The following is an 18,684-nucleotide window of genomic DNA, read 5'->3' on the forward strand; positions in this document are numbered from 1 at the left end:
CCGGGCGCTCGGCGCCCGGTGCATAGCCCAGATGATGGCCAAGCTCAGCTCCCAGGGCCCGCTCGATCAGGGCCTTCTTGAACGCCATCGAGGCCTCCTCGACGGCTTCCGCGGTCATGGGACCCTTTACCAAATGGGCGATCAGGTCCTCGGGAATGCTCGGCAGCGCGCGGTCGGCGGCTTGGCTGGTCTTCGTCTTGCGTGGCATACATGCTCCTTGGTGACATGTTATGCCCTAAACACAAAATTTCTGACAGGTCCTGATGCCCCCTTCGTGAACATCAATCCACATGAATTCAGGCAGCAGAAAATTGTGTGTTGCCTGTGCCATTGTCATTCGCCCGCATCAATCAGCTGCCAGTGAAGTTCCATTGCGCAGCCCTCGAAGCGCGCGAAGGGCACTTTTTCAGTCTAGGTCAAAATCGACCGCACGCTCCGATGTGATCCCCGGCGTTCCTGTTGCTGAAACCCGGCACTGGTCAGGGCACTGGCCGCGGCATTACTAGGCATTAGCCACGCCTCGCTATATCTTGAACTCAAGATAGTCCGGCGCTCGGGCCGAGCCACGGACCTGCGTAAATTGCCGGAGGCTGAAATGCTGGAAACAAAGCGGTCTTACAAGGGATTCCACATTACCCTGTTCGTGCCGGAGGTGATTGAGCCAGGCAAGCCAGGCGGGCGAGTCCAGATATCCACGCGCAATGAGGACATGGGCATACGCTTTACGCCGGACTGGCCCCACCCGCCCGCAACACTGCAGGAGGCAGAGGACTGGCTTTTTGCCTACGCCGCAGGGATCATCGATTGTGAACTCGCTGGCGGCTTCGGTATTGACCTCAGGAACGAGTAAGTCAGCTCGGCTGCGGAAGCCAGTCGGCGCGGCGCTGGAGTCATGACTTTCGCGTCCCTCGCCTTACCCGCTCCAGATATTTTCCTGAAGCGACCTCGATTCGCACTGTGTCCCCTTCCTTGACGAACTGAGGAACGAGAACTTCCATGCCGTTCTCCAGCGTGGCACTCTTGAAGGTAGAGGTTTCGTGCTCGTGCAGGCCCGGCGGCGTGGACATAATGGTTACCTCAACCGCAGCGGGGAATGCGATGGTGACTGGCTCGCCCTCATAAAGCTGCACCGGGATTCGCATATTGGGGTGAAGAAATTTCTGGTATGCGCCCATGGTTTCCGCAGGAAAACTGATCTGCTCGAAGGTGTCGGGATTCATGAAGAAAAAGGCGACGCCATCGGTGTACAGATATTCCATCTCCTGGTGATCCAGCGTGACCTCTTCGAGCTTGTTGCCCGGGTGTAACCGCAACTCCTTGATGTGACCAGTCTTAAGGTTCTTGAACTTGGCGAAAACTGCGCTCCCCTGTTGGCCGCCGCCGGCGTGGTACCCGGCGCTGGTAACGCTATGAAGTTCACCCTCAAGCATGATGACCATGCCCGACTTCAGTTCGGAAGCTTCGACCATTGGTGTCTCCGCCTGGGCGGCAAGATTTCGCCTTCAGCCTAGCACCGCAGCGCCGCTTCAACAACGGGGCGGCGGCGACAGCGGTACGCTGAACGAGAAACTCCACGGCGCTGACCGCATTGGGAGGAGCCTGCGACAGCGGGATGTTGCAGCGCCGCACGCACAAGGCTGACAAGGGCTCGACCGCCACGGTTGCCCTGTCCCCTGATCAGGGAATCGAGCAGCGCGTCACGCCAGAGCAGGACGTCTGACGCATTACTAGCTTAAGCAGGAATTCGCCGTCCGGCAGCACGGTGAATGATTCCGGAGGGCGGTCAGAGGGCATTGTTGCGCTCCAGATGGCCTGCTCTTCTTTCCGCTTGTTCGAGAAGTGGGCGTGTAGGGAAGCGCGTCCGGATCAGCGGGGACTACCGAAAGATGAACGCCACCACCGCGTCGCAATGAGCCTCGATTGCCTTGTCGCGCATAGCGTTGATCCCATGCGCGTATTGCATTTCCGAGGTAAGAAGATACGGAACCTGGGCGATGGCGGTGATCATGTACAGCAGCATCACGGGATCGATCTCTTTCAGTCCTTCCGTCAACGCGCTCACATGCCTGATCAGCGTGACGGTTTGGTCATGCCGCGGACGAATGAACTTCTGCGCCATCCACTTGAGGCGCTCCGAGTCACGGTTGGCCTCCTGCATCATCAGGCGCGCGTGTTCAGGATGGCGCGCGCAGTACCGGACGTAGTTGCGGATGTATTCCTTGACCGCGTCCAGTGAAAACCCTTCCGAACCCGGCTCGGGGGGTACGTATTCTTCAGCAAAGCGTTCAAACAGGTAGGTCACGCTTTCGCGCCACAGGTTTTCCTTGCTCCCGAAGTAGTACCGGATCATGGCGTGATTGACGCCGGCCACTTCCGCAATATCACGTAGGCTCACCGCATCGAAGCCGTGGGTCGAGAACTGTTCCAGTGCAATGCCGAGTATTTCGGCACGTGTCTGTTCGCTGCGTTCCTGTTGTGCCTGCCTGGCAGTGCCCATATTTTCTTTCCTCTGAAGTCTCCGGCGCAAGGCTGCCGCTGCGGACAAAGTTCGGCTTCGGCGTCGGTGACTTCGCGTTCAACCTGTACTGGCAGGCGACCACGCTTTACTTGTTGTACTACTACACCGATGTCGTCGGGCTGTCGCCAGTCGCGGCCGGCTGGATATTCGGCGGCGCGATGCTATGGGACGCGCTTTGCGATCCTGTGGCGGGCTACATCGCCAATCGCACGCGCTCACGCTGGGGCCGCTATCGGCCTTACCTGCTGTTCGGGTGCGTTCCGCTTGCGCTCAGCTTTGTCGCGATGTTTATTCCCACCGCTGCACAAGGCGCCGGCTTGTTGGCGTTCGTCCTGAGCACGCATGTGGTGTTCAGGACCACCTATACCGTGTTGTCGATGCCCTACAACTCGCTGATGGCGACGCTGACAGACGACAGCCAGGAACGTGGCAGCCTTGCCGCATACCGGATGATCTGTGCCAGTTCGGCGGGCATGCTTGTTGCGCTGTCGACGCTCAAGCTCGTGCACGTCTTTGGGCAGACGGACCAGCGGCTGGGCTTCCTGTTAGTGATGGGCCTGTATGCGGCCGTCTCCCTCCCCGTGTTTCTCTTCACGTTCTTCTCGACGGAAGAACGGATCCAGCCGCCCGTGCATAGCATCACGATCCGGGAAGCATTGGCCGTGGTCGTGCGCAATCGCGCATTCCTGCTGGTCTGTGGAATGACGGTAGCCATGGCTGCAGCGGGCACCTTCTTGTCAAAGACGCTGCCCTACGTCCTGAAGTACGGGCTGCACAGGGAAGACCTGATCGGACCCGCGCTGGGGACTGTCGCGGTACAGGTGTTCATCGCCATCCCCTTCTGGGCATGGGTCATGCGGCGCACGTCCAAGCGGCTGGTCGCGCTGTCCGGCGGCTGCATCGGCATGCTCGGCTATGCCGCGCTGGGCGGAACAGGCGCGTCAGGCATCGGCGCCTTCTTCTGTCTGCTTGGCCTGATCGGTTTCGCGAGCGCCGCCTGGCTGCTGGCGACATGGGCCATGGTTCCCGATACCGTGGAGTTCGGGGAGTGGCGCACCGGGGTGCGCGGCGAGGGAACGATCTTCGGTGTGTTTTCGTTCGCACACAAGGGCGCGCTTGCCATTGCCGTCGGCGGCGTCGGGCACCTGCTTGGCGCCGTCGGCTTCGTCGCAAATCAGCCCCAGTCACAAGCCGCAACCGACGGTATCTGGGCGATGCTATGGCTGGGCCCGATGGCCTTGTTGGGCATCGGCGTGTTGCTGGCCTTCTTCTATCCGATATCGCCCGGCGCACACCAGCGCATGCTCGGCGATCTGCGCCAGCGCCGGGCAGCGTCGGGAATACCCGACTGATTCAACCGTTGCCGGCCGTTCCAGGCCCCAACGCCACGGCGGTCACCAATGCCGCACCCACAAAGCATGGAATCTCCTGATGCCTAACGATCTCTGCCTGCGTACGGGCCCCGTACCGCCTCTGCCACCGGCGTCGCCGTTCTGTGTCCCGTGCGCGGATCCCGATGCGCGCGCCCGCAAAACCGAGGCGCGCATGACCGACGACGAACGGTTCTCGATGCTGTACAGCCTGATGGTGAGGGTATTCGGCAAGACGGCACGCGAAACGCGTGTGCCGGAGGATCTGCCGGTCATCGCCGGCTACGTGTCGGGCGTGGCACGTCTGGGCATTCCGGCACTGAAACTGGCCGACGCGAGTCTTGGCCTGCGCCATACCGATGGACCGGACGATTGCGCGACGGCACTTCCCTGCGGCCTGGCAATGGGTGCGACCTTCAACCCGGCGCTGGCGCGTACGGTTGGCAATCTGATCGGCAAGGAAGGGCGCGCACGTGGCTTCAATGTGATGCTCGGCGGTGGCATCAATCTCGTGCGGGAAGTGCGAAACGGAAGAAATTTCGAGTACATCTCGGAAGACCCGCTGCTCTCCGGCATGATGGGCGCCGGCATGGTCTCGGGCACCCAGGAGGAAGGTGTCATCGGGGTGCTCAAGCATGTGTCGCTCAACGCAAGCGAGACCAACAAGTTCTTCCTTGACGCCATCATTGATCCCGCCGCACACCGCGAGAGCGACCTGCTTGCCTTCCAGATCGCGATTGAGCGCAGCGAGCCCGGGGCCCTGATGGGTGCCTACAACCTTGTCAATGGCGCCTATGCCTGCGGCAATCGCGTCATCCTGCAGGAGACGATCAAGGACGCCATGGGCTTCAAGGGCTGGGTGATGTCGGACTGGCGAGCCGTCTACAGTTGGGACTTCGCCTTGCACGGCCTGGACCAGCACTCGGGCGCGCAACTCGACGAGCAGGAGTGGTTCAATGAACCGCTGCGACAAGCCTGTGAGGCGGGCAAGGTGTCCAGGGCGCGCATCAGCGAGATGGTCCGGCGCATGCTGCGCTCGTATTACGCGATCGGCATCGACCAGGAGCGGCCGGCGGTGACGATAGATTTCGACACGCACCACGCCGTTGCGCTGCAGGTCGCCCGCGAAGGCATCGTGTTGCTGAAAAATGAAGGCGAGGCGCTGCCCCTGGCGTCAGGCAAGCAGCGCATTGCGATCATTGGCGGATTTGCGCAGACCGGCGTGCTGTCCGGCGACGGATCGAGCCAGGTCATGCCTCCTGGTGGATATGCAGCACAGGTGCCTTTGCACAGCCATCCCTTGCTGGGGCCCACCACCATGCGCTTTTCCGGTTCGTCTCCGCTGGCGGAGCTTCGCAGGCAGTTGGCGGAGGCCCGCATTGATTTTGACAGCGGCGCCAACCTTGCCGACGCCGTTGCCCTGGCAAAACGCGCCGACGTGGTAATCGTGTTTGCTGTCCGGCATGAGGGGGAACGCTTCGATAGCCCGGACATGGCGCTGCCTTTCGGACAGGATGCCCTGATCGAAGCGGTCGCGGACGCAAACCGGAACGTCATCGTGGTACTGGAAACGGGCAATCCGGTGGCGATGCCGTGGCACGAAAAGGTACGCGCCATTGTCCAGGCGTGGTTCCCGGGGCAAGCTGGCGCGCAGGCCATTGCCGAAGTGCTGGCGGGTCATATCAGCCCGTCCGGCCGCTTGCCCATCACCTTTCCCGTCGATGTCGAGCAGACGCCGCACCCTGCATTGCCCGGGGCCGATGTCGAGCTCGGCACGCCGATTCAGGTGCATTACCACGAGGGCGCGGAAGTGGGCTACCGCTGGTTCGCCAGGAGCGGCCGACAGCCGCTTTTCAATTTCGGTCATGGCCTCAGCTATACCAATTTCGCTTATGGCGATCTCCACGTCAGCGGGGGCGAGACCGTGTCGGTGACATTCACCGTAACGAATACCGGCTCGCGCGAGGGCGATGATGTCCCGCAGGTGTACCTGACCGAAGCAGCAGGCGAGCGGCGCATGCGCCTGCTCGGCTTCGAGCGTGTTTCCCTGCGGCCGGGAGAGTCGGCGCGGATCAGCCTGACTGCCGATCCGCGCTTGCTGGCGCGCTTTCAATCCTCGTCGGGACACTGGCGAATTGAGGCAGGTGCGTACTGTGTTGCGCTGGGGCGCTCGGCATCCGAGCTTGCCCTGTGTGCCGAGACCACTCTCGTGGCGCGCGAGCTTGGCCGCTGAATGGTCCCTGCCGTGCCGGTGACGAGTGGCACGGACCGTCAAGGCGTGCGCTTCTGCACCGGCTACTACCTGAACTAACACATGGTATCCCTCCGGCGGGAGGGATGACCTCGGCCGCTTGCGCGAATCGAGCGTTCCCGACACATAAAACTGCCCAACAGGAGACAACTCATGACCGCTACCCCTTCAGCCTCCATGCAGGAACGCGTCAGCCCCGAGGAATGGCGATTGCGCCTCGACCTTGCCGCCTGCTATCGGCTCGTTGCGCTGCATGGCTGGTCCGATCTGGTTTTCACACATATCAGCGCACGCGTACCCGGGGAGGACCACCATTTCCTGATCAATCCCTATGGTTTGATGTTCGAGGAGATCACGGCCTCCAACCTGCTGAAGATCGACGCCAACTGCAACAAGGTCTTGGATTCGCCATACCCGGTGAACCCCGCGGGCTTTGTCATTCACAGCGCCGTGCATCAGGTACGCGCTGATGCGCAATGCGTGCTGCATACCCACACGCGCTGCGGCATTGCCGTGAGTGCGCAGAAGGCAGGCCTGTTGCCACTCAGCCAGCAGGCCACTTTCATTCTGGGGTCGCTGGCGTACCACGACTACGAAGGCGTCGCCATGCACGAGGCGGAGAAGCCTCGCCTGCAGGCGGATCTGGGGCATGCCAACCACCTGATCCTGCGCAATCACGGACTGCTGACGGTCGGCAGGACCGTAGCCGATGCATTCCTGAGCATGTATGTCCTGGAGGCGGCCTGCCAGATCCAGATTGCCGCGCAGGCAGGCGGGGAGCTTACGCGTGTGCCCGCGGAAATCGTGCGAGATGTTGCGGAGTCGGTGCGTGTGCAGACGGGTGGCCTCGGTGGGGCCTTTGTCTGGCCGGCGTTGCTTCGCAAGCTCGATCGGATTGACCCCGGTTATCGCAACTAAAAGAACCGTCGACCGAAAAAAGGCGCGCATGTTCGTGCCGACACAAGAAAACGAGGAGGAGCATGAAGGGGAACACTAGACATTTGCGCGCTGCCATATTGGTGTCGGCTACGGGTTGTGGAGGTCTGGCCCATGGACAGTCAGGCGTGACCATCTATGGCGTCGTTGACTTGCCGATTGCATATATCAACCATCAAGCGGCAAGCGCGCCGACCATCAATCCCGTCACCGGGGCAGTGACGAGGCAGCCGGGCGCAAACAGTTTCTCGATGGTATCTGCAGGGGGCATGTCGGGTTCGCGCTGGGGCCTACGGGGCGTGGAGGAACTGGGCGGCGGTCTGAAAGCGCTCTTCGTATTGGAAAGCGGCTTTGCTGCGGATACCGGTCAGGCGACCCGGGTCGGGGCCATTTTCAGCAGGACGGCATACGTCGGCCTGCAAAGCAATCGCTTGGGGCAAATTTCGCTTGGCAGGCAAAACACGAGCATGTATGAGAGCCTGGGAAACTTTCTGCCGGCCAAATTCGCCCCGCTGTTCGAACCATCCGTGGCCCTGCTTGGCGGCACCGCCGGTGGAGGCGGTCTCGATAATGCGGTGAAGTACACGGCGGCCGCCGGCCCGGTGACAGTCAGGGTCCACTACAGTTTCGGGGCCGGTCTGAGCCGTTTCGGACTTACGCCGGTCGCGGTGCAAGGCGGGGGCGAGACGCCGGGACACGCCAGGGACAATACAGCCTATGGTGCTGGAGTGACGTACCTCGGCACGGGTCTTGGCCTGACGGCAACCTACGATCAGTGGAATCCGGCTGTGGTCACTGGAAGCACGGGCACATCCAAGAAGGCGGCGCTCGCCGCGAGCTATGCGTTCGGACGAACCAAACTGATGGCGGGCTATCGTTGGGGGCAGAACAAGGACGCCGGCGGCAGCACCCTGGTTCGTGACAACTTCTGGTGGGCCGGCGCCAACTACGATGCCACCGCCGCACTGACGTTGACGCTGGGCTACTACTTCGATGATCGCCGGACGCTGAAGACCACTGCAGTACAGCCCGACAGCAATCCAGTGAATCCGTGGCAAGTGAACTTCATTGCGGATTACTCGCTCTCCAAGCGCACGGACCGTGGCATACGCGCGAAACTCCGGCCTGAATCTCGATTCGCCGGCGATCGGATTCGCCAACGGAGCCTTTCTCGGCGAAGGAAAGAACAGCCAGACCGGGGCGGCCATCGGCATTCGTCACAAGTTCTAGCAGAGCCGCCATGGGCACCGCTGCGGCGCTGACGGTCAAGAGAGACCGGGGCGCGCGCATATTGCATTGCTGATCGAGATCACATCATGCGACTACTCTATATCGACATTGATACCTTGCGCGCCGACCATCTCGGGTGCTATGGGTACCACCGCAATACAAGTCCGAACATTGACCGGCTGGCTGCCGAGAGCATCCTGTTTCGCAATGTGCACGCATCCGACACGCCTTGCCTGCCCAGTCGTACTGCGCTGCTGACCGGGCGTTTCGGCATTCACAATGGCGTGGTCAATCATGGCGGCGTGGATGCCGACCCCCTGCTTGACGGCGCTGGCCGGGAGTTCCTGTCAAGGCTGCATTTCGAGAGCTTCCCGTTTCGTCTGCAGCAGGCCGGGCTGAGGACCGTCAGTGTCAGTTCCTTCGCCCAGCGCCACTCAGCCTTTCATTGGTACGCCGGATTCGACGAGGCCTATAACGTGGGCAAGTATGGCGGAGAGACAGCGGACGAGGTGTTCGCCATTGCGTCCGATTGGCTGGCGCGGCACGGCAAGGAGGACAACTGGTTCCTGCATGTCCATATGTGGGATCCGCACACCCCCTATCGCGCGGGAATGGAGTATGGCGAGCCATTCTCGAACGAGCCCTTGCCGGCATGGCTGACGGAGGACGTCCGTGCGCGCCACTGGCAGGGCTGCGGTCCGCACAGCGCGCAAGAGTGCACGGGCTTCGCGCCGAACGCCGGGGCAAAGGCAAGATTTCCGAGGCAGCCGCAAAGCATTCCTGACATGGCGGCAGTGCGCGCCATGTTCGACGGCTATGACACGGGTGTCCTCGTTGCCGACGAGCACGTCGGCAAGCTGATGGCCCAACTGTCCAGTCTGGGGATCAAGGACGAAACAGCGATCATGCTGTCGTCCGATCATGGCGAAACGCTGGGGGAGCTCAACGTCTACTGTGATCACCAGACGGCAGACCAGTTCACCACGAACGTCCCGCTGCTGCTCAAATGGCCTGGCCTTCCAGGGGGAGAGGAGCATCGCGCCTTTCACTACCAGATTGACGTCACCGCAACGGTACTCGAGCTTTTGGGGCAGCCCGTACCGGAGAACTGGGACGGCGTGTCGTTTGCCCAATGCCTGAAGTCGAACGTGGATGAAGGGCGAGACCACCTGGTGGTTTCGCAAGGCGCGTGGACATGCCAACGCGGTGTTCGCTTCGAGAACTGGATCCTGATCTGCACGCTGCATGACGGCTACCACTTGTTCGACGAGATGATGCTCTTCGATCTGGACACCGACCCGCATGAGCAGAATAACCTGGTTGCCGCCCGACCTGACGTGGTGAAGAAAGGTCTGGATCTGTTGGAAACCTGGGAGGCGGAAATGATGCCCAATGCCGCTCGGGGCCGAGACCCGCTGGCCAACGTCCGCGACGAGGGCGGGCCCTATCACGTCCGCGGGAAATTGCCCGCCTATCTGACCCGACTAGTGGAAACGGGCAGAGCCGATAAGGCACAAGCGCTGGCTACAAAGTACGCCGAAGAGTTGCAGCGGCCGGCTCGGCAAAGCCGGCCACCGGTCACCATTCGCAACCTGGGCACCGTCTGATTTCCCTGGTCATACCGTGCGTGGCCGCCATGACACACGAGATTGGCCGGCCCAATACCGCGCAACGATCAAAATTTGTGCCATGAAGAGTTCCATGAAGGACAGGAAGCATAGCGGGCCGCGAGCGGTCAGGCAGATGCCTGCGCCCTCCGTGCGCCAGGAGACGCGGGCTGGCCAGCGCGCAGTGCCGTGGCGCCAGCGCACCGGTGCGTGGATCGCCACGGCGATTGCCATACCGGCGGCAATTGGCCTCGCAGTGGCCTGGGCGGGTGGTATGCAGGGCGAGGCAGCGTCGCCGAGCGGTGGAAAAGCTGCGCCGGTGATCATCGGTGACGGTGTCAACGGTCCGCGCAACATGGCATGGATCCCGGGTGGCACATTCATGATGGGCAGCGACCACAAGCTCGCTCAGACCAATGAGCGCCCTGCGCACAAAACGCGGGTGCATGGCCTCTGGATGGACCAGCATCACGTGACCAATGCGGAGTTTCGCACGTTCGTATCGGAAACCGGCTACGTCACCACTGCGGAACAGAAGCCCGATTGGGAAACCATCAGGGTCCAGGTTCCGCCGGGCACGCCGCGCCCGTCCGACAGCGTACTGGTGCCCGGCGGCATGGTGTTCGCTGGCACCGACCGCCCAGTGCCTTTGCACGACTACTCCCGCTGGTGGCGCTTTGTGCCGGGCGCAGACTGGCGTCATCCGAACGGCCCGGGCAGCTCCATTGAAGGCAAGGACAATCATCCGGTCGTGCAGGTGTCCTACGAGGATGCGCAAGCCTATGCCAGATGGGCCGGCAAGCGCTTGCCGACCGAAGCCGAATGGGAGTTCGCAGCGCGCGGAGGCATGGAGCAGGCCACCTACGCCTGGGGAGACCAGTTCTCGCCAGGCGGCACCCAGATGGCCAATGTCTGGCAGGGCCAGCAGTCCCAACCGTTCCCGGTGGTCAGCGCCAAGGCTGGCGGTGCGCTCGGCACAAGTGCCGCCGGCACCTTTCCTGCCAACGGCTATGGACTCTACGACATGACCGGGAACGCGTGGCAATGGGTAGCGGACTGGTATCGCGCTGACCAGTTCAGGCGCGTTGCCGCGGCTGGCCACAAGGAAGTCGATCCGCAGGGCCCTGCCGACAGTTGGGACCCTTCGGAGCCGGGCGTTCCCGTGCAAGCGCCCAGACGCGTGATTCGCGGAGGCTCCTTCCTTTGCAATCAGGACTATTGCCTGAGTTACCGCCCGAGCGCGAGGCGCGGGACGGATCCCTACACCAGCATGTCGCACCTTGGCTTCCGGCTGGTGATGGACCAGGACGCCTGGCATGCAAGGGCGCGACAGCAGCAAGGACAAGTGCGGCAATTGACCAGGGCAACAGTGCCTGGCGGATAGGCCTGTGACTCAGGAGAAGACGCAATCGCTTGTTTGAGGGCGAGTACCACGGCAGGGTGAGGAGCCCAAGCGGCTCGTACATGAGGCAGAGGAGAAACGAAGAATGGAACGTAGGTCAAACGGAACGGGGCTCGCGATGGGGATTCAGGCACAGTTACCAGAACTTGCAGCGAAAACCGAAGCGCGCAAAGGGCGGGACACGTGCCGGCGCGCGCTGCACGCCATCGCAGCCCTGGCGCTCACCGTACCGTTGTCCCAGGTGCAGGCAGCACCCGATACCGGCCGGGACAGCCGCCCCAACATCATCCTGCTGATTGCCGATGACCTGGGCTGGGGCGATCTCGGCAGCTATGGCCATCCGGTGTTCCGCACGCCGAACCTGGACCGGATGGCGGCGGAGGGCCAGCGCTGGACCAACTTCTACGTCAGTTCTCCGGTCTGCTCACCCAGCCGCGGCGCCATGCTGACCGGGCGGGCCGAAATCCGATCCGGCCTGTACGGCGCACTCAACAGCGTCCAGGTCGAAGGCGATCCCTACGGGTTCCCCGACCGCGAGACGACAGTCGCCAGCCTGCTGCGCGATGCCGGCTACGCCACCGCCCTGTTCGGCAAATGGCACCTGGGCGACGCCCCGCGCGCCTACCCCACGCGGCACGGCTTCGATTCGTGGTGGGGCATGCCGATGTCGAATGATGCGTACTTCGCCGGGTTTCCTGGTGGCGTCAGCATCAAGGAACTGCGCCAACGCTTTGCCAGGGGTGAGTCGCCGAAGACCCTGTACCCCCTGTACTACCGGCAGGCGGTCGCGGCCTTCCGTGATCCGAAGAACAGCTACTGGAACTCGCCGCTGATCGCGAGCGAGCAGGTCGTCGTCAACGGCAAGACCGATTACCGCGATCAGGTGGTCGAGCGGCCGGTGGACCAGCCCAGCTACAACAAGCGGCTGACCGACCAGGTCGTCGACTACATCGGCCGCAAGCGCGACAAGCCTTTCCTGGCCTGGGTGGGATACGAGAAGCCACACCTGCCGCATATGCCGGCCCCCGAGTTCGTCGGCAGCAGCAAGGGCGGCCCGGTGGGGGACGCCATCGCGGAGCTCGACCACAGCGTGGGGCGGGTGCTGGAGGCCGTGCGGCGTAGCCCCGACGCCAAGAACACGCTGGTCGTGTTCGTCAGCGACAACGGTCCCTGGATTCTGTACGAGGAAATGGTGGGATCTGCCGGGATGCTGCGCGATGGCAAGGCGTCGACTTACGAAGGCGGCTCGCGCGTGCCGGCGCTGTTCTGGTGGCCGGGCACCGTCCGCCCCCGGGTGGTGGACGGCATTGGCGCCACCTACGATTTCCTGCCCACCTTCGTGGCGCTGGCAAAGGCCAGGCTGCCCGATGCGGTCATCGACGGCAGCGACTTGAGCAAGACACTGCGTGATCAGTCGCCGAGCCCGCGCCAGGTGCTTCCCTATTTCTACCGCGGTCGCTTGCAGGCCTGGCGCGAAGGCGACTGGAAGGTCAATTTCTACGATGTTAGCGGGCGCAACCCTGAGGGCGGCCTGCAGGCCAGGCTGGCCAAGCCGACGCTGTACAACCTTGGCCGCGATCCCGGTGAGAAGTTTGACAAGGCCGAGATCGAACCCGCAATCCTGCAGCGCCTGCAACATGACGCCGAGGCATTCGAACGCTCGTTCCTGAAGGCCGCGCCGGAGTTCGACCGGGTGACCCTCGAGCATGGTCCGGCAGGGCGACGTGGCGAATGACGCTTTGACTGTGGCGTCTTGCGGCCAAGCCCTGCGCCTGCCGAAACGAAGGAACACCAACGGGAATCGACCCAGCATGAACGTTCTCAACTGCACGAGGAATCCGCTTGCTCGCCTGCCTGGCGCAATGCGCCTGGCCATGCACGCCATCCTGCTGCTCATGGCCGCGCAGTCAGGCCTGCTCCATGCCCAGCCGCAGCCGCAGCCGCAGCCGGACAAGCCGAACATCCTCTGGATTACGGTGGAAGACATCACGACCTTCATCGGCGCGTACGGTGATCGCGAGGTGAAGACCCCCAATATTGACCAGTTGGCCAGTGAAGGGGTGCTCTACACCCACGCCTACCAGACGGCAGGCGTCTGCGCGCCCGCGCGCGCTGCGCTGATCACCGGCATGTATCCGACTTCAGTGGGCGCGCACCACATGCGTACCGGGCCCGGGGAGATGCAGGCCCCCGGCAGCGGCGCTGCGCAGCGGCCGGAAGGGATCCCCCCGACCTACTCCGTCGTGCTGCCGGAGCAAGTCCGGGCCTTCCCGGAGTATCTGCGCAAGGCGGGCTACTACACCACCAACAACCAGAAGCAGGATTACCAGTTCGAGGCGCCCGTCACGGTCTGGGATGAAAACGGGCCATCAGCGTCATTCCGGAACCGCCCCAAGGGAAAGCCGTTTTTTTCGGTCTTCAACTTCTTCCTGACCCACGAATCGATGGTGGCCTTGCGCAAGGATCCCTTGCTCGATGATCCGGCCAGGGTATCCGTACCGCCGATCTTCCCGGATACCACGGCCGTGCGCGGCGACATTGCCCGCATGCATACCAATATCGCGCTGATGGACCGGCAGGTTGGCGAACTGATCCAGATCCTGAAGGACGACGGCCTGTACGACAACACCGTCATTTTTTTCTTCGCCGACAACGGCGGCAACCTGCCATGGATGAAGCGGGAGATCCTCGAGCGCGGCACGCATGTGCCCCTCATCGTGCGATATCCCGGCGGCCAGCACGCGGGTACCCGCCGCGACGAGCTGGTCAGCGGTGTCGACCTGGCACCAACGGTGCTTTCGCTGGCTGGCGTGCCGGTGCCAGGCTATATGCAGGGCCAGGCCTTCCTCGGCGAGCAGCGGGCCAGCATCCCTCGCCGTTACGTCTTTGCGGCGCGCGACCGCATGGATACCGGATACGACAGGGTACGAATGGTGCGGGACCAGCGCTATCGCTATCTGTACAACTACATGCCGGAGCTGCCCTACTATCAGGATCTCAAGTTCCGCACCATGCTGCCCATGATGCGCGACATCCTGAAGCTCAGGGGTGAAGGCAGCCTCCCTCCCGCCACGGCCGCATGGTTCAAGACAAAGCCTGTGGAGGAGCTCTACGATGCGGAGCAGGATCCATGGGAGCTGCACAACCTGGCCGACGATCCGCGCTACCAGGGCAAGCTTGAGGAACTGAGGCAGGCCTTTCACGCGTGGACGGCCAGGTACGGCGATCTGGGGGGCGTGCCCGAGCGGGACATGCTGAGACAGATGTGGCTGGGCGGTAACGCGCCGCCGGCTACCGCGACACCCGTGGTGCACAAGGCGGGCGATGGCGTGCGCATTACCTGCGCGACCGCGGGAGCATCCATCGGGTACTGGATCGAGCGGCCCGCAGCGATTCCGGCCGCGGCTACGCACGTGGTGCAAAGCTGGGACTACGAGCGCCTGGCCGGCGAATTGCTTGGGAAAGGTTATGCAAAGCCGGGCGACAAACGTCCGGTGCCACCCATATGGCGCGTCTACGACGGCGAAGTCATTGCGCTGCGTCGCGGGGAGATCCTGCACGTGAATGCGATGCGCATTGGCTATACCCCGGCCCGGATTGATCATGTCGACGGCAGCACCGTGGTGCCGGATGCGCCTTAGTGCGCCCCATTGGCCAGCCGGGTCCGCAAGTGCGGCACGCGCTCACCTTCTAGCAGCATTGACTCTCAACAAGCGGAAATCCCAAGAATCCCGATGTCTTACGCGATCTACCCCAGCCTGAACGGAAGGCCTGTAGTCATCACCGGTGGCGGCAGCGGAATCGGCGCGGAAATGGTGGGTGCATTCGCCCGGCAAGGTGCCCGGGTCCATTTCATCGATGTGTCCGAATCAGACGCCCGGCAGGTCCAGGGCGCGCTTGCAGCTGAGGGACTGCATACCTGTTTTCGCCAATGCGACTTGCGTGACCTGGATGCCGTCGGGACGGTGTTCGCCGGCATCGCCGACGACGCCGGGCCGATCGAGGTGCTGGTCAACAACGCGGGAAACGATGACCGGCACCAGGTCGATGCCGTGACCCCTTCCTACTGGGATGACCGCATTGCCGTGAACCTGCGGCATCAGTTCTTCTGTGCGCAGCTTGTGGCTGCCAGCATGCGGACCATCGGCCGGGGCGTCATCCTGAACATGGGGTCGGCATCCTGGCATGTGGCCGTGCCGAACCTCTCGGTCTATATGACGGCAAAAGCCGGTATTGAAGGGCTCACGCGCGGACTGGCGCGCGACCTGGGTGGCCATGGCATACGGGTCAACTGCATCGTGCCTGGCGCCGTGCGGACCCCCCGCCAGACGCAGCTCTGGCAGACACCTGAGAGCGAAGCGAAATTGCTCGAGAGCCAATGCTTTCCTGAGCGCATCGAACCGGAGCACGTGGCGCGCATGGCGCTGTTTCTCGCATCGGACGACGCAGCGCGCTGCTCAGGGCGCGAGTATTTTGTCGATGCGGGGTACTTCGGCGCATGAACACGATCCAACCTGTTTGCATATGGCCCCTGAACGCCGAGCTTGGAGAAGGGCCGCTCTGGCATGGCGCCGAGCGCGCGGTCTATTTCGTCGACATCAAGGGAAGAAGGATTCATCGTTACTGCACGGCCACTGGCGCAAAGCAAAGCTGGACCGTTCCAGGCCAGCCGGGATTCATTGCGGCGCTTTCCGATCGATTTTTCCTGTGCGGCCTGCAGGACGGACTCTACCGTTTTGATCCCGTGCAAGGACACTGCCTCAAGCTGGTCGAGGTCGAGCCGGACCTTCCGGGAAACCGGATCAATGACGGGTTCGTTGATCCGCACGGCCGCCTCTGGTTTGGCACGATGGATGACGCCGAGACCGCGGTGAGTGGTTCGCTCTATCAGATGAGCGAGAGCGGACAACTATCGCGCCGCGACGCAGGGTATGCCATCACCAACGGGCCTGCCATGAGCCCGGATGCCCGCACGCTCTACCACGCCGACACGGTGCGGCGTCTGGTCTATGCTTTTGACGTAGGGCATGATGGCGTGCTGTCTGACAAGCGGATCTTTGCCCGTATTTCCGGGTCCGGCTTCCCCGATGGGATGGCCGTCGATGCGGACGGCTTTGTCTGGATTGCCTTGTTCGGCGGCGCGAGAATCGAGCGCTGGTCAGCCGACGGAGTGCTGGCAGGCGTTGTGCAATTTCCATGCGCCAATATCACCAAACTGGCATTTGGAGGAGACGATCTGCGCAGCGTCTACGTTACAACCGCCTGGAAGGGGCTCGTCCCCGAGGAGCGCGACCGGCAACCGTTGGCAGGCGGGCTCTTCCAGTTTCGGGCGCCAGCGAGCGGCTTGTCGCAGCCGGCATGCAGCAAAGCGGTCTAATCGAGATTGCGAGAACCGGAGGTTGGCCATGACACCCGGATCACGCAAGGCAAAAAAAAATGTTCAAGTAGCTGCGGCCGTCTCTGACCGGCCCATTGCCGATATTCCAGCCCCGGGGTCCCGGTGCCCGAAACGGCCTCACATGAAGCCCGGGTTTCGCGGGAGATAGCGCGTCCAGTCGCCGCAGTCATGCGTCGACATCAGCACCATCGGAAGTGCGAATCGCATGCCTTGGCTGGCCGCGATCGCCAGTGCATCGCTCGTCCCCGGAACGAACACGGAGATCTGCTTTGCATTCCCCGCGACGGCCATCGCCAGCGCCGCCCGGAATGCACCAGGCATCGCATGCGCGTGCATGACCGCCAGGGGACCTACATGGCCGGTTGCGGCAACGTACGCGTAGCCGACGCGCTCACCTCCGTCTTCGAGAAAAACGCCTTTCATCCTGGGCGCACCCAGCAGATACCGGTGATGCTTCTCTCGCGAAACACCCACGGTTGCGACGTCGAGCTGCCGCAGCATTTCGAGATCGACGGCAGTCGTCCGGATGGGCGTCGCGCGAAGCGCGGGACCCTGCGCGTGACGCACCAATGACTCGCGCTCTGCGCTGCACAAATGGATGGGCACGCGCGGAAGCAAGCCGTGCCGCACGTACAGACCCTGGGACACGACGTTGAAGGCGAAGGTAATCAGGCTCTTTTCGGTCGCACCGGCCTGGCTCGCATGCTGCATGGTGCGGTCCAGCAGTTCGTTGCCGATGCCCTGTCCCTGCCGGCCAGGTGCAACGAACAGTTCCGCCAGGAACCAGAGCCGGCCGCAAACCCAGCTCAGGGCAAAGCCGACAATCTCGTCATCATCCACGGCCAGCCACACTCCGCGTGGATCGTCTCGAAGGCAGAACGCCTGGAAATCCGGAAGCCGCGACGTGGCGATCGGCCCGAAACCGTGGCGGACGGTCAGGTCGTTGATACTGCGGGCTACCAGTTCTTCGGCGTGTGCCAGTTCGTCGGCGCTTGCAGGTCGGACAACGAGCGGCATGGCTACCTCCTGCGTGACAACGTCTGAATTTATAGCAGAAGGCCACCGCAGGGCCAAGCGCCCAATCAATGGCTGCGCCGCGTCCGCTTTTGGCCGACGGATAGGGGTAGGAAACGGCGAGCGCCGTCCCCTCCCTCCGAACCCGGTGTGCGGTTTTCCCGCGACGGGCTCTCCAGTCAGTTGTTTCCACATCGGGATTGGCGCGCCAATTGATGAGCCTCGTGCATCGTGAACAGCCCAAGATTGGCGAAGAAGGCATTTGGCCATCGAGAATGATCGCGAAAGCATCGACCCTGACCTGGACGATGAAGCTGTCGGCGCAGGATCGCTCGCAGACGGCGGCGCACAAAGCCGTCGACCGACGAGAAGGTGTATCGGTGGGCATGCCGGAAGTAACCGAACCAGCCACGCAGGATCGGGTTGATCGAAGCGATGATGCTCTCGATCGAATCGCCCCGGTGGCGCTTGGTCAGGGCCCGAATTCTATCCCGCAGCCCCATGAAACTCTTCTTGCGCACCCAGCGTTGGCCCGCCTCGAACCGGTAACCCAGAAACTCGAACCCATGACCCTCCAACCGACAGTCCCCAATGTGAGTCTTGTCTGGATGCAGCGTCAATCCGTTCGCGCCCACCCATGCCCGCATGCGAGCAAGGGCGGCTTCCGCTTCCTCACGCGTGCGGCATAACACCACGGCGTCGTCCGCGTAGCGCACCATCACCAACCCTGCCTGGCGCATTTCTACGTCAAGCTCGTGCAGGTAGAGGTTCGCCAACAGAGGGCTAATAACCGCCCCCTGAGGACTCCCAGAAGTGGGCGTCCAGCGCGTCATGTCTTCCATGATGTCTTGCTTGAGAAAGCACTGGATGAGGTCCAGAACTCGGCGGTCTGCAATTCGCCCAGCTAATTTCGCGAGAAGGGGGAGGTGTGGGATCGAGTCAAAATAGCTTTGCAGGT

General features: G+C 62.7%; 15 protein-coding genes and 1 pseudogene. 11 read left to right on the forward strand and 5 right to left on the reverse strand.

Going from position 1 to position 18,684, the window contains the following annotated elements:
* Positions 1 to 208, reverse strand: a pseudogene (locus tag A3A5_RS0134040) (IS256 family transposase); the annotation flags it as partial.
* A gap of 387 nt (positions 209 to 595) precedes the next feature.
* Here A3A5_RS0134040 and A3A5_RS0134045 point away from each other — a divergent pair.
* Positions 596 to 850 carry a hypothetical protein gene (locus A3A5_RS0134045; RefSeq protein ID WP_018314906.1) on the forward strand — a complete coding sequence of 85 codons (255 nt, stop codon included), beginning with the start codon at positions 596 to 598 and terminating at the stop codon, positions 848 to 850.
* Between the two features lie 40 nt (positions 851 to 890).
* Here A3A5_RS0134045 and A3A5_RS0134050 read toward each other — a convergent pair whose 3' ends face one another.
* Positions 891 to 1,469 (reverse strand): elongation factor P, encoded by a 579-nt coding sequence (locus A3A5_RS0134050; protein WP_018314907.1) that lies wholly within the window; start codon positions 1,467 to 1,469, stop codon positions 891 to 893.
* A 407-nt stretch (positions 1,470 to 1,876) separates the two neighbouring features.
* A complete protein-coding gene (locus A3A5_RS0134060) occupies positions 1,877 to 2,497 on the reverse strand; it encodes a TetR/AcrR family transcriptional regulator (RefSeq protein ID WP_018314909.1) in 621 nt (206 codons plus the stop codon).
* On the opposite strand from A3A5_RS0134060, the gene A3A5_RS39800 reads away from it, so the two are divergent.
* The 10 genes from A3A5_RS39800 (at position 2,476) to A3A5_RS0134110 (ending at position 16,691) form a co-directional block, all read left to right on the forward strand.
* Positions 2,476 to 3,870: an MFS transporter gene (locus tag A3A5_RS39800; protein ID WP_157637372.1), complete on the forward strand. Its 1,395-nt coding sequence runs from the start codon at positions 2,476 to 2,478 to the stop codon at positions 3,868 to 3,870. The two genes, A3A5_RS0134060 and A3A5_RS39800, sit on opposite strands and share 22 nt — an antisense overlap.
* 193 nt (positions 3,871 to 4,063) lie before the next feature.
* Positions 4,064 to 6,121: a beta-glucosidase gene (locus A3A5_RS0134070; RefSeq protein ID WP_018314911.1), complete on the forward strand. Its 2,058-nt coding sequence runs from the start codon at positions 4,064 to 4,066 to the stop codon at positions 6,119 to 6,121.
* 171 nt (positions 6,122 to 6,292) lie between these two features.
* Positions 6,293 to 7,057 (forward strand): class II aldolase/adducin family protein, encoded by a 765-nt coding sequence (locus A3A5_RS0134075; RefSeq protein WP_026201409.1) that lies wholly within the window; start codon positions 6,293 to 6,295, stop codon positions 7,055 to 7,057.
* Between the two features lie 146 nt (positions 7,058 to 7,203).
* Entirely contained in the window at positions 7,204 to 8,337 is a 1,134-nt protein-coding gene (locus A3A5_RS39805) for a porin (RefSeq protein ID WP_369797848.1), read from the forward strand.
* A 54-nt stretch (positions 8,338 to 8,391) separates the two neighbouring features.
* Positions 8,392 to 9,912: a sulfatase gene (locus A3A5_RS39810; protein ID WP_018314913.1), complete on the forward strand. Its 1,521-nt coding sequence runs from the start codon at positions 8,392 to 8,394 to the stop codon at positions 9,910 to 9,912.
* A 136-nt stretch (positions 9,913 to 10,048) separates the two neighbouring features.
* A complete protein-coding gene (locus tag A3A5_RS0134090) occupies positions 10,049 to 11,296 on the forward strand; it encodes a formylglycine-generating enzyme family protein (RefSeq protein ID WP_018314914.1) in 1,248 nt (415 codons plus the stop codon).
* Positions 11,297 to 11,399: 103 nt separating this feature from the next.
* On the forward strand, positions 11,400 to 13,049 hold the full coding sequence (locus A3A5_RS0134095) for a sulfatase-like hydrolase/transferase (RefSeq protein ID WP_232431544.1): 1,650 nt from the start codon (positions 11,400 to 11,402) through the stop codon (positions 13,047 to 13,049).
* A complete protein-coding gene (locus A3A5_RS0134100; protein WP_232431545.1) occupies positions 13,021 to 14,955 on the forward strand; it encodes a sulfatase in 1,935 nt (644 codons plus the stop codon). The genes A3A5_RS0134095 and A3A5_RS0134100 overlap by 29 nt, the downstream gene beginning before the upstream one ends.
* A gap of 93 nt (positions 14,956 to 15,048) precedes the next feature.
* Entirely contained in the window at positions 15,049 to 15,816 is a 768-nt protein-coding gene (locus A3A5_RS0134105) for an SDR family NAD(P)-dependent oxidoreductase (protein WP_018314917.1), read from the forward strand.
* A complete protein-coding gene (locus tag A3A5_RS0134110; protein ID WP_018314918.1) occupies positions 15,813 to 16,691 on the forward strand; it encodes an SMP-30/gluconolactonase/LRE family protein in 879 nt (292 codons plus the stop codon). Before A3A5_RS0134105 ends, A3A5_RS0134110 begins: the two co-directional genes overlap by 4 nt.
* A gap of 138 nt (positions 16,692 to 16,829) precedes the next feature.
* On the opposite strand, the gene A3A5_RS0134115 is transcribed toward A3A5_RS0134110, so the two are convergent.
* Positions 16,830 to 17,729: a GNAT family N-acetyltransferase gene (locus A3A5_RS0134115; RefSeq protein WP_018314919.1), complete on the reverse strand. Its 900-nt coding sequence runs from the start codon at positions 17,727 to 17,729 to the stop codon at positions 16,830 to 16,832.
* Between the two features lie 176 nt (positions 17,730 to 17,905).
* On the reverse strand, positions 17,906 to 18,684 hold a 779-nt coding region (locus A3A5_RS39815), incomplete at its 5' end, for a reverse transcriptase domain-containing protein (RefSeq protein WP_018310972.1).

Source organism: Cupriavidus sp. UYPR2.512, assembly GCF_000379565.1.
Lineage (GTDB): Bacteria > Pseudomonadota > Gammaproteobacteria > Burkholderiales > Burkholderiaceae > Cupriavidus.

What these genes read in the sequence shown, in the direction of transcription:
- A3A5_RS0134045 (WP_018314906.1), top strand. Translation starts at nt 596, where the DNA reads ATGCTGGAAACAAAGCGGTCTTACAAGGGATTCCACATTACCCTGTTC.
- A3A5_RS0134050 (WP_018314907.1), bottom strand. Translation starts at nt 1,469, where the DNA reads ATGGTCGAAGCTTCCGAACTGAAGTCGGGCATGGTCATCATGCTTGAG.
- A3A5_RS0134060 (WP_018314909.1), bottom strand. Translation starts at nt 2,497, where the DNA reads ATGGGCACTGCCAGGCAGGCACAACAGGAACGCAGCGAACAGACACGT.
- A3A5_RS0134070 (WP_018314911.1), top strand. Translation starts at nt 4,064, where the DNA reads ATGACCGACGACGAACGGTTCTCGATGCTGTACAGCCTGATGGTGAGG.
- A3A5_RS0134075 (WP_026201409.1), top strand. Translation starts at nt 6,293, where the DNA reads ATGACCGCTACCCCTTCAGCCTCCATGCAGGAACGCGTCAGCCCCGAG.
- A3A5_RS39810 (WP_018314913.1), top strand. Translation starts at nt 8,392, where the DNA reads ATGCGACTACTCTATATCGACATTGATACCTTGCGCGCCGACCATCTC.
- A3A5_RS0134090 (WP_018314914.1), top strand. Translation starts at nt 10,049, where the DNA reads ATGCCTGCGCCCTCCGTGCGCCAGGAGACGCGGGCTGGCCAGCGCGCA.
- A3A5_RS0134095 (WP_232431544.1), top strand. Translation starts at nt 11,400, where the DNA reads ATGGAACGTAGGTCAAACGGAACGGGGCTCGCGATGGGGATTCAGGCA.
- A3A5_RS0134100 (WP_232431545.1), top strand. Translation starts at nt 13,021, where the DNA reads ATGGTCCGGCAGGGCGACGTGGCGAATGACGCTTTGACTGTGGCGTCT.
- A3A5_RS0134105 (WP_018314917.1), top strand. Translation starts at nt 15,049, where the DNA reads ATGTCTTACGCGATCTACCCCAGCCTGAACGGAAGGCCTGTAGTCATC.
- A3A5_RS0134110 (WP_018314918.1), top strand. Translation starts at nt 15,813, where the DNA reads ATGAACACGATCCAACCTGTTTGCATATGGCCCCTGAACGCCGAGCTT.
- A3A5_RS0134115 (WP_018314919.1), bottom strand. Translation starts at nt 17,729, where the DNA reads ATGCCGCTCGTTGTCCGACCTGCAAGCGCCGACGAACTGGCACACGCC.